The organism is Candidatus Phytoplasma crotalariae (genome assembly GCF_030586865.1).
In the GTDB taxonomy this organism is placed as follows: Bacteria; Bacillota_I; Bacilli_A; order Acholeplasmatales; family Acholeplasmataceae; genus Phytoplasma; species Phytoplasma citri.
On sequence record NZ_JAOSIR010000017.1, the window covers coordinates 1 to 12,585 of the forward strand.

Below are 12,585 nucleotides of genomic sequence, written 5' to 3' on the forward strand. Positions count from 1 at the left end.
TAAAAAGATTTAATTCAACAACTTCAGAAGTTAAAACAATTTTATGTTTACGAGAAAAGATAAAATTTTAAGGAAATAAAAATCGGTCCGCTTATGATTAACATGATAACTAATTATAACAAAATAAAAATTTCATAGGTATTAACCTAAAAAATAATTTTTTATATTTCAAATAATCATATAAGTATTAATAAATACAGTATTTTTAACTCAAAATAATCAATTTAAATTTAATTATAATTATTATATCGAATAAATAAATGTTAATAATTAAATAGAAATATGCATGTTAACATAATAAAAAGGAAATATTTTTTATGCTACTTAACAAAATACAAAAACAACTTACTGATAAAATTATTAAAGTTTTTGAGAATCAACAAACTACTTTACTTGTAGCCCCAACAGGTTCAGGAAAAACAGTTATGTTTTCTTTCATTTTAAAACATTTTTTACAAATAAAATCTATTAATAAAGCTTGTGTATTAGTTCATAGAGAAGAGTTAATGCAACAAAATAAAAATGCCTTCGAAATCATTAATCAAAATATAACCACATGTTTTTTCAACTCAAAAATAAAAAAATGGAGTGCTCAAGTAATTTTTGCTATGGTACAAACTTTAGCCAAAAATCTTCCAGAAAAACCTGATATAGATATGTTAATTATTGATGAAGCTCATCATTCTGCAGCCAATACCTACAAAATAATTATCGATCATTTTCTCAAGTATAATCCTCAATGTAAAATTCTTGGTGTTACAGCTACCCCTATAAGAGGTGACAAAAAAAAATTAAAAGAAATTTTTCCAGAAATTACAGCCCAAATTACGGTAAAAGAATTAATTAAAGCTGGTTATTTAGTGAAACCAGAAGTTTTTATTAGAGATGTCGGTATTAAAGAAAAAATATTTCAATTATATCAAAAAAATCAAGAATATAATTTAAACAAGGTAGCAGATATTATAAATACAACCGCTATTAATTCGGAAGTAATTAATCACTGGAAAAAATATGCTCAAAATCGTCAAACTATAATTTTTTGCGCAAACATCAAACATGCTCGTGATGTAACAGAAGCATTTAAAAAAGCTGGTATTAAAGCTCAATTAATTACAGGAAACGATAACAGCGAAAAAAGAAATATTATATTAAAAAACTTCGATAAAACAAAAATTCAAGTTATCGTTAATGTTAATGTATTAACAGAAGGATGGGATTGCCAAATCGTTTCATGCGTGGTCTTATTACGCCCAAGTTCGTTTAAATCTACAATAGAACAAATGATTGGTCGAGGTTTAAGACTTTTAAAAAATCATAATAAATATCCTCATATCACAAAAAAAGATTGTATTATACTAGATTTCGGAACATCTATTCAAAATAATCCTAATTTATTTGAATATTTATCCCCATATGAAAATCCAAATAAAAAACGTTTAAATAAAACAAATTCTACTAATACAGAATTTAATTCCAGAGAATCTAAAGAAATACAATTCGTTAAAGATATTAAAATGAAAAAATATGATGTATTACAAAATTCAAATTTTGAATGGTATGATCTGGCTAATAATAAAAAACATTATATAGCAGGTTTTCATACTTGGGCTTATATAACTCATTATAAAAATATTTACATAGCTATTGGTGGAAAAAAAGAACCCAAAACAGCTAAATGTTTATTTAAAGGAAACGAAGATAATTGTTTCGCTATTGCTAATGATTGGTTAAATTTACATGAAACTGACAAATCAGTTTATAAAACTCAATATTGGAATACACATCATTATACATCCAAACAAAAAAATTATTTGTTACGTTTATTAAAATTAAGACAAAAAAATAAAAAAATTAATTTTTCCATTTTATTTGATGAACAAAAAATAAAAAATATGAATAAATATCAAATGTCTAAAATAATAACTTTTTTAATTAAATACAATGAAATCAAAAAAATAATACTAAACATCAAAAAACTTATTAATTAATAATTAAGATAGTTAAAAATAAAAACGATTATATAAAAAAATTAAAGTTTTAATATATTTCTTGTAAAATTTTCAACAACAACATGATTATCATCTTTAATAATAATTAAATTAGTTTGCACATAAGGAGAAATATCTACAATCCTTTGCGGAGGAATAGCCATAATAAATTGAATCTTTAAAGAATTGAAAAAACGCATCATACCTTCTATTCTAGCTTCATCCATATTATTGAAAGCTTCATCAAACAAAACCAAACAACCTTGATTATCATTAGCACTATTTAACTGTTCAAAACAAATAGACATGATAATGTAAAAAGGTACTTGAGTTTCACCTCCAGATTTTTCACGAAAAATTTTAGAAAACAAAGAATAATTATTGTTCATGTCTTTTATTTGAATATCATAAGTCATATAATTACGATAATCTAAAAAAGATTCTGCTATTTCTTCATAACCTTCTTCCGAAGAAATAATTTTATCAAATAATTCATCTAACAAAATATTTTCGCACATTAAACCTCTTTCAAATAACTTATTTTTGGAATCATTATTATCATAACTAGAAATTATATCATAATATTTTTTGTAATCCGGATCATTAGAAGGTTTAATAAGTATTTGATAACTATCATTACCAAAAGGTCTATCACTTAATAATTGATTTAAATTCTGAATTTGTTGTTTAGTATTATCTATGCTTTCTTTTAATTTATTAATAAATTCTTCTTTAAAAATTATTTCAGTTTTATTAGTTAATTCTTTAGCTTCTTGTTCATAATCTGATAAATTTTGAGAATTTGTAAAATTATACTCTTGATAAAAATATTCTAAACTTTCTAATCGAGCTTCAATATTAGAAATATTATATTTTTGTAAATAAATTTGCATTTGATTTATTAAATCTATTTGTTGAGTTAATTTTTGCTGTTCTATATTTTTTAAATAATCATGAATTTTATTTAAAATCAAATCATAATTATCATTATATTTTTGATAATAATTACATAAATATACATTTATTTTCTCTTCTATAGATGTAGAAATATTTTTGTCTATTAAAAAATTTAATTTTTGATTTAATTCAGACAAATTAATTTGAATATTTTGAATTTCTGATTCGTAATTATTCAAATTATTTTTTAAATCTGCTATTTTAAAAAAAATTCTTTCTAATTGTTCATTATGATTCTTTTTTTGATCCAGAATGGCAACTAAATTATCTTGGACATCTCGCAAATTTAAATCGGAACTTAATTGAGTTATTCGTTGCGAAACATTTTGTATTTTTTCTTTAATAGAGAATAATTCCGAATATAAATTAAAATTATCCGAAATTAAAATATTAGCTAATTTACTTTTATTCAATAAATTAATCATTTCTTGATATTTATTTAATGAACTTTGATGCTGTAATAACAAAGAATTAGATTGTTGAATTTCTGATAGAATAAAATTTTTGCGCATCTTAATAGAATTCTTACCAATATAAGGAAATTGATAAAATTTTGGATTAATTTTTCTCAAAGTGTATTGGCTATAAACCAAACAATCAGGAGTGATAGCTGTTTTATGTTTTTTTAAATTTGCAGAATCTAATTCACATATAATATTTGACAAAAGCAAACGAATATATTTTAAAGCATTTTCATTATTAGAAGATATCTTATTTGATAAACTGTTAAAGTTGTCTTTAATTAAAGGTATTTTTGCTACATTAACTAATCCTATATCATAAAAATTATTATCTACAGATTCTGGTAAATTGCTATATATTTTTAATGCCTGATCAAAATAATTTTCTTCTATCAATAAATTAAATTTTCTATTCCCTAAAAAACCTTCTATAGCATTTCTCCATAAATTATCATTAATATCTATTAATTCGCATAAAGGATAAATACTAACTGAAAAACTATAAAAATCGCTTAATTTTTTATTTAAAATTTCGATTAAATTTTGTATATGACGAGGATAAACAGATATAACAGAAGAAAGAATGCGACAATCTTTCTCTTTATCTGAAATTTTTTTCTGTAAATCTAAAATAATTTTATTAGAGTCATTTTTTTGTATATTAATATTAATTATTTCTTTTGATATCGAATGCCATAATTTTTCCAAAATAAATTTTAATTTGGGTAAATTGATTTTAATTTCAGAAAATTCTAAATTTAAAAAATCACTTATGCAATTGATACTATCTAAATAAATTTCAGAAAAAGATAAATTTTGTAGCTGTTTTAAATTAATTAATTCTTGATTAATTTGATGTCGAAATAAATTAATTTTTTTCTCCAAAGTATGTTCAATATTTTGATAAAAAACTAAATCTTTTTGAAGATTATTTAACAATAAGTTCCTATCATTAGATTTCAAAACAGATAATTCATTGTTTAAATTTTCTATAGTTAAATGAATTTGTTCTTTCTTAAATAATAATTTTTGCAAACTTAGTTCATCAGCTTCTTTCTTGGAACGAAAACAATCCAAATCAAAATGATTTTTTTTAAGATTTACTTCGTATACAAGACATTGATAAATTTGAATCTGCTCTTTTAAATGAATAAATTTTTTATCAGCATCTATAATATTAGATAAATAAAATAATTTATTTTTTTCAAATTCTATTTGAAATTCTATTTTTTTCAATTGTTTAAAGCTATTTTTTAAACTCGAAATATTTATAGGATTAGGTTCTAACAGAAACTCAAAAACAAAATTTTGCAAATTAAGTGGTTTAAAAGCTAAAGCTTTAGGTAACATTTGGATATATTTGCTCACATTAATGTTTAAATAATTACCTATAGCGCTTTGATATTGTTTTTTAGTATCAAAAAAATTAAAATCAGAAACATATTTTCTTAAAAAAAGAAACAGTTGTTTGTGAGTTTTAGGTTGATCATCTTCTACACACATATTATTAATAAACTTCATATTTTCTAGAAAATAAAATTTTTCTTTTAATTGGCCACTGCGGGAAAGTTCTAAAGCGCACCCGAAAATACTATATTTTTTGTTAATATTATCATAAAATTCTAATAAAATATGTGTAATAACATCTTGATCTCTTAAAAATTCTTTATTCTCTGCTCCAATTTTACAACGCATATAACTCTCTAAAGAACGTTTAGCATTAACATTTGCTGCTATATTAAATTTAACATGATTACGTTCCCCTATCAAAACATATTGTAAAGCATCCAATAAAGTAGATTTACCAGAACCATTTTCTCCGGAAACCAAAGCATTATTTTCGATATCAATAACTTGAAAACCAAAAAAATGCCAATTTACTAATTGTATTTTCGTCAATTTTTTCATTTTAATTTTTCACATCCGTAGTAAATAATTCTTGATAATATTGCAACATACCCAAATTAATTAAATACAAAATAGTTGGATAAATACGAATTACCAAATCATTAGGCAAATAATGATTATAATCAGAGAAATCAATAATATTATATTGTTTAAATAAAATTAAAGAATTCTTTATTTTTTCTTTAGTTAATTTATGAATTTCGGCATAACCGATACTTTTTAATTCAAGATAAATATCTTGCAAAAAAATTTCAATTTTATTATTTAAAGGCATTAATTCTTTCTTTTTTTGAAATAAAATTCTAAACAAAAATAATAATAAACTTTCTTCTTTTTTAATTCTTAATTTATTCAATTGTTGAATATTTTTAAGAAAAATAACTTCATCATGTTTATGAATTTCCAATTCAAAATCAATTAATTTCAGAAAATAAATAAACATTTCTTGATGTAATAAAATAAATCTATAATCATTTAAATCAGAATTTTTTTGAGAAGTTAAATAATTAACTTGAAATAATTTATTAATAATTCGGGAAAAAATATCTTTTTCCTTTTCTTTCAAAATTTTAAATTTCTGAGAAAATATTTGCAACTCTTGTGTTTTTTGATCCATAATTTCGCTTCCTAAAAATATTCTGAATTAAAAAATCCTAAATTTAATCCAAATATAACATATTTTAAAAATCGCCATAAATTTAAAAAAATTTTTGATCTATATTTAAATAAGTATATTTTTTTTAAAAAAATCATATAATTGATCTGAATCAATATGAGGAGCTATAAATTTAGCTACTTCTTTAGTACGCGGATATAAACTATTGCCCATAGCTATACCAATATCAGCATAAGATAACATTTCAACATCATTACTACCATCTCCTGTACAAATCAATTGATAATCAGGATATTTAGATTTAATTTTTGCAATACCATAAGATTTATTAACATAATCAACAGTTAAATCTACATGACTATTCCAAAAGCATATATTTAAAAAACTTAAATCATTCTTCAAATTTTTAATTTTATTAACATCCGAACCTAAAGCGACCATAAAATATATCTTAGACATTAATTTTAAATCATAATCTAAAACATAATTTAATTCTTTTTGATAATAACGAACCAAAGATTTATCTGATAAATTAGGATTATACAAAATTGCTTCTTTGTTGATATTAACGCCTGCTAATAAAATATTAAAATTTTTAATTTTATTCACAAAACATTCGATATTTTCAGATGGAATAGGATTTTCGTCAATAATACCATCATTTTTGGATATAGTAACAGCACCGTTCATAATAACAAAATAATGAAAGCAAGATATCAAATCTCCTAAAACATTTAAATTACGATAATTTCTGCCTGTAGCAATACCCAAAATAATACCTGGTTTGCTTGCTAAATCTAAAATTAATTTTTTGGTTTGCGGTAAAATTATTTGTTTTTTATTATGATAAAGAGTTTGATCTATATCAAAAAAATATATTCTTTTCATCTAACATTATCTTCCTAATTCTTGTTTTTTAATTATTGAAAATAAAAAATTTTATTAAAAATTATAAATAAAATTTGAATAAAAATAATTTGATTCAACATCCGAATAATAAAAAAATTATAACAAATCTTATATAAACCAAAGAAACAGAAATTTTTATTATAAAATATATAATTATTTTTTTAAAACTTAAAGATATAAATTTAAAATTATATAAAAATTTATTATTCTTATTATTTATAATTTCAAGAACATAGTAAGATTATTTTAACAAAATTGTAAAAAAAATAACCTAAATTTGTCTCTTTTATATATTTAAAAATAAAAAATTTAAATTTTTTTTAATTTATTTATGCTAAAATAGACTTATGTTGGATATTTTTAAGGAATAAAAATTCCTAAATTAAAATCTAAACATTATAATATTCTACAACTCCATAAATTTCACTTCAAATACAAAAAATTTAATATTGATATTATATTGCTCCCTTAAGTCGCTAAACATTATAATAAAATATCAAGTAAAATAATTAATAAAATTGAATTTTAATTTTTAATAAATAAGATATTTATTAAAATAACAATAAAATAAAAATTCAATTTTGAAATATAAAATATATTTTTACAGAAAAAGAAAGGGGTATTCTAATAAATGTCAAATAATCAAAAAAAAGAAAGTAATACTAAAATATTCGGTTTTAAACCCATTTTTTTTTCAACATTACTTTTGATATTAGGATTAAATATTTTTTGCATAGCGCATTATCCAGATAAAATTAATAAGTTCTATCATCCTTTATTAACTCCTTTATTTTTAATCACTATGTTAGGCATCACTTTAAGCTATATAGGTTCTAAAGTTCCCGGTTTAAATAAATTAGGTTTAGGTTTTTTACTTTGTATTTTTATACCATCTTATTTAGTTTTTAAAGGATGGATACCAAAACAACTAGCTGAATATATCGATAAAGGATTTTTTAATAAACCTAATAATGACTATGGAATAGGTATTAATTTTTCACAATTTTTTATAACTATTGTTATAGCAGGCAGTCTTTTAAGTGTAGATAGGCAACTATTAAAAAGATCTTTAATAAAATTTGTTCCTTTGACCATTTGTAGTGTTTTTATATGTTGTTTAACTATTGGTGGATTAGGATATTTATTAAATTATCAATGTCCAGAAATATTTCAAAAACTTAGTAAAGGTCCTATATTAGATTCAATATTTTTTGTATTCGTGCCTTTGACTAATGGAGGTACTAATTTAGGAATTAACGGTTTTGCTAATGGAATTTATAAAGAAGCTTTTCAAGCTGAAGCTTCAACTATTAGAACTGCTATTCTAGGCCCTTTAGTTCTAGCTCGTACACTAAGTATTTTTATAGCAGGATTGCTTTATATTATTTTTGATAAAAGCAAATATAGTGGTCAAGGGCAATTAGAAAAATCTTCTTCTAATTCGAATCCAAAAGATCAAATAAAAACCACCAAAATACAAGAAATAAAAGATTTTAAAACAATATGTATGGGATGGTTAATTATTTTTGCACTTTATTCTGTAGGAAGCATGATAAATCAATTATTATTTGGTAAAATGGACCCAATGGTTTATATGATCATTTTATTATTAATAATTAAAATATTTGACCTAATGTCTCAAGAAAATCAAAACGCTGTTACTCAATCTGGCAAATTCATGACAGAAAATTTCACAAGTGCTGTATTAGTAGGTTTAGGATTAACTACAAATTTCCAACAATTAAAAGAAACAGTTTTAAATCCAAGTATTTTAATAATTGTATACGCTTCTTTATTAATTGCTACTTTAATTACATTTTTTATGGCACCGAAATTAGGATTTTATCCTTTAGAAACAGCTTTAACATCGGGAATTTCATCTTACAGTATTGGTGGAGCAGGTAATATAGGAGTAATGACCATATCTCGTAGAATGAATTTATTACCTTTTGCAATGATAGCCACTAGATTAACAGGACCTTTGGTATATGTCATCGCTAATATAGCTTTTCGTAGTATCTACATGATATAAAACTTCTTTATATTATAAGACATCAATTATTAACGAAATTTCAGTTTTCAATTGAATAAAGATCAACTTTATTAATATATTGTTGATCTTTATTTTTTTCTTTCCAAATTCAAATAAATTTTTTTAAGATTTTCATATTAATAAAAATATTGGCTTTTCTATTTAAATTTAAACAATAACAAAATACATCGCATATATTAGAACAAAAAAAGCAATAACATGTTTTACAATAATAATAAAACATGAACGAAACCATTGAAAAAATTGCTTTTTAAAATCAAATATATCATTCCACACGTTACAATAAACAAAATAAAAAGTAAACAATATTAAACGTAATAAAGTAATAGAAATAAATATTTTTTTTTTTCTGCCAAAACATGTTTTTATAACTTGTAGTATTAAATATTTTTTTAACATAAAAAAATTATAACCTATTCTGAAAATTATTTAAATTTTTTTCAATTTAATTAAATATTTTATAACTTGTAGTATTAAATATTTTTTTAACATAAAAAAATTATAACCTATTCTGAAAATTATTTAAATTTTTTTCAATTTAATTAAATATTTTTTATAATTTTTAATTAAAATAATTTTGAATAAAAATTAAAATACTAAAAAACCTTTTTCAAATAAATATAAATAGAGAGAATCAAAAAATATGTTTCAGTTATCTTTAGAAAATATTATCATTTGTATAATATGCTATCTTATAGGATCTATTCCTTTCGGTTTATTAATAGGCATTTGTAATGATAAAAAAATTAATTTATTAGGATCTAAAAATATCGGAGCATCCAATGTTACAAGAATTTTAGGTTTTAAATATGGCTTATTAACTTTTTTATTAGATTTTCTCAAAGGATTTTTACCTGTTTTTATTTTTAAAAATTATAATTTAAGTTTATTTCCCAAAGAAAAAACAATAATATTAGGGGTTTTTGCTATTTTAGGACATATGTTTTCTATTTTTAATCGTTTCCAAGGAGGAAAAGCTATAGCAACTTCTGTTGGAGTAATTTCAGGAATTAATTTTTGGATCGGGATTCTAGGTATTATGATTTTTGCAATCTTAGTAAAATTAACTGGTTACGCTTCTTTAGCTTCTTTAATTGCTACGATTATTACTAATATTAATTTATATATAACAAAAAAAAATTTATATAACTCTATAATGATAGCAATTATCACTGTTTTAATTTTCATAAAACATAAAAAAAATATCATTAATCTATATCAAGGTAAAGAGAATAAATTTAATATTAAAAATAAAAATAAATTTTAAATCATTAATAAAACAAATTAATATATATAAAGTAATAAAAATTAAAAAAAAGTAACAATATCAAGATCTGTTAAAGTATCAAAACGATCAAATATAATATGAGTATTTTTATCAAAAGACTCTTTTTTTAAAAAATCTAAGTTTAAAGGCCAATGTTTATATTTTAAAGTCAAAAATACCCGATAAAAAATTTTTTTCTTTATAATTTGAAAATAACGTTTAGCTATAGAAGGACCTAAAACAGTTATATCAATTGACAAATTGTTTTGCAAAATAATCTTAATTTTATTAGCTATATCTTGCACTTTCATAATACTCGGGTGCATAATTAAAATTTTACTAATCAACATAAAAGGAGGATAATTATTAATTTGACGTTCTCGCAAGATTTTTTCATAAAAAAATTCAAAATTATTATTTACAATAGAATCTAAAATATAATTATTAGTATTATAAGTTTGTATTATAATACGAGATTTTTTAGGCATATTATATATTAATTGTACTAAAATTTGAAAAGCTTTTTCTGAGGCTGTAAAATGATTTATATTTAATAATGAATCAAATAAAACAATTCCTAATAAACTCATTGGCCAAGAAAGACCATTTTTAATTATCATAGTAGTACCTAAACAAATATCTATTTTATTATTATTTAAATTAGATATAATCTTTTCATACTCTTTCATATTAAAATTTCGAATATTATCTGAATCTATACAATAAATAAAAGATTTAGGTATTTTTTGTTTTAAAAAATTTTCAATAGATAAAATACCTGAAAACATACTAGAAATAGTTTTTTGTTGGCATAAATAGCAATGTTCGAAAAATTCCTCTTTGTAACCACAAGAAGAACATTTTAATATTTTAGGATCAATATAATAATGTAAAATACAACCACAATTAGAGCATTTAGGAATATAACCGCAATGCAAACACAAAACCAAACGTGAAAAACCTTTAATATTAACAAATAATAAACTTTTTAATTTTAATTTAATATTTTCCATTAATAATTCGGTTAAAGCAAAAGATAAAGGCGATATATTGCCTTCTTGTAATTCTTTTTTCATATCAATTAATTGAATATCATATTTATTTTCGGTATTTTGTAAATTTAACCAAATATATTCGCCTAATATTTTAGCTCGATAATAACTTGTTAATGATGGTGATAAACTTGATAAAATCAAGGGTATTCGATTATAATTAGCTCTTATTTGAGCTAATTCTCTCACATCATAATAAGGCATTTTTATTTTTTCAATAAAAGATTCATGATGCTCATCATCTATTATAATAATCCCTAAATTTATAAAAGGAGTAAAAATAGCAATATTATTTCCTATTATCAAATCGACATTTAATTGTTTTAATTTAGAATTTTTAAAATTATTTTTAATACCACCATGATTAACAAATATCTTAATATCAGGAAATTGTATTTTAATCTTTCTAACTAAATGTTCAATTAAAATTATTTCGGGAACCAAAATAAGAATTTGTTTTTTTTTAACTAAATTTTCTTGAATTAATTTATAATAGATTTTTAATTTATCAGATTCTAAAGAATAAATTAATAAATAAGTTTTATATTGATCTAGTAAAAATTTATTAAAAATATTTTGTTGCTGACTGGTTAAAGAAATTTTTAACATTTCTTTTTTATCTGTGGAACTTGTTTGATAATTTAAATTAAAAGAATTATTTTGTATTATTTCTTGAGAAATTAAAGATTTAATATGATCATAAGACAATTGAGAAAGTTCTTTTCTCGGAACAATAGACATTTCAATAATTTTTTCTTTTTTTAATTTTCTTAAAAGAGAAATCTGAAAATTATTTTTAACATTTAACAAAAATTTTTTGTCGATTAAATATTTTTCCAATTCCGATGGTACCAAATTAGATTTTAAAATAGAAATTTTACGAACATAAGAAGTTAATAAATCTTTAGGCAAAACCGTTCTATAAACAGAAATTTTAGAATTGAAGGGAACTTTTAGCAATTCATTAATTAATAAAAAAAATTCTTGATTTAGAAAAGGCACTAAATCAAGAACTTCTATTATTTCTTTATTAGCAAATATACTACTTTCTTTAATAGCAAGAACATAACCTAAACGCACAGTACTTCTAAAAGGAATAATAATTCTAGTACCTACTTGGACTAAATTTCTCATTTTTTCAGGAATAATATAATCAAAAGATGAAAAAGAAGAATTTAATGATAAATCAATTAACACTTCAGCAAACATATAAAATAGCCTCTAATAATTTAAAACTTGAATAATAAGGATAGATTAATTGCGTTTTATACAACGATTTGTATTTGTTGTTTTATTGACAATCAGCCCCCGTCCAAACGGTGCGAGCAAGTTTCCCAGCACACCGCTTTCCCTAATTTACTCTCTTGCGAGAAC

At 21.6% G+C, this 12,585-nt stretch carries 8 protein-coding genes; 3 read left to right on the plus strand and 5 right to left on the minus strand.

Annotation, left to right across the window (positions count from 1 at the left end):
- The first annotated feature begins 317 nt into the window (after window positions 1-317).
- Window positions 318-1,988, plus strand: a complete 1,671-nt coding sequence (locus OC683_RS01545; protein ID WP_304514802.1) for a DEAD/DEAH box helicase — start codon at window positions 318-320, stop codon at window positions 1,986-1,988.
- Between the two features lie 41 nt (window positions 1,989-2,029).
- Here OC683_RS01545 and OC683_RS01550 read toward each other — a convergent pair whose 3' ends face one another.
- From OC683_RS01550 to OC683_RS01560, 3 genes are all read right to left on the minus strand, one after another.
- A complete protein-coding gene (locus tag OC683_RS01550) occupies window positions 2,030-5,314 on the minus strand; it encodes an ATP-binding protein (protein WP_304514803.1) in 3,285 nt (1,094 codons plus the stop codon).
- A 1-nt stretch (window position 5,315) separates the two neighbouring features.
- Window positions 5,316-5,930 (minus strand): DUF4194 domain-containing protein, encoded by a 615-nt coding sequence (locus OC683_RS01555; protein WP_304514804.1) that lies wholly within the window; start codon window positions 5,928-5,930, stop codon window positions 5,316-5,318.
- Window positions 5,931-6,035: 105 nt separating this feature from the next.
- On the minus strand, window positions 6,036-6,818 hold the full coding sequence (locus tag OC683_RS01560) for an HAD-IIB family hydrolase (protein WP_304514805.1): 783 nt from the start codon (window positions 6,816-6,818) through the stop codon (window positions 6,036-6,038).
- A gap of 652 nt (window positions 6,819-7,470) precedes the next feature.
- Between OC683_RS01560 and OC683_RS01565 the strand changes: the two genes are divergently transcribed.
- Complete coding sequence (locus tag OC683_RS01565; protein WP_304514806.1) at window positions 7,471-8,871, plus strand: 2-hydroxycarboxylate transporter family protein; 1,401 nt, start codon at window positions 7,471-7,473, stop codon at window positions 8,869-8,871.
- Between the two features lie 168 nt (window positions 8,872-9,039).
- Here OC683_RS01565 and OC683_RS01570 read toward each other — a convergent pair whose 3' ends face one another.
- Window positions 9,040-9,291: a hypothetical protein gene (locus OC683_RS01570; RefSeq protein WP_304514807.1), complete on the minus strand. Its 252-nt coding sequence runs from the start codon at window positions 9,289-9,291 to the stop codon at window positions 9,040-9,042.
- A gap of 244 nt (window positions 9,292-9,535) precedes the next feature.
- On the opposite strand from OC683_RS01570, the gene plsY reads away from it, so the two are divergent.
- Entirely contained in the window at window positions 9,536-10,159 is a 624-nt protein-coding gene (gene plsY / locus OC683_RS01575; protein ID WP_304514808.1) for a glycerol-3-phosphate 1-O-acyltransferase PlsY, read from the plus strand.
- A 41-nt stretch (window positions 10,160-10,200) separates the two neighbouring features.
- On the opposite strand, the gene priA is transcribed toward plsY, so the two are convergent.
- The gene (priA, locus tag OC683_RS01580; protein ID WP_304514809.1) at window positions 10,201-12,420 is read right to left on the minus strand and encodes a replication restart helicase PriA; all 2,220 of its coding nucleotides are present in this window, start codon (window positions 12,418-12,420) and stop codon (window positions 10,201-10,203) included.
- Between the last annotated feature and the right edge of the window lie 165 nt (window positions 12,421-12,585).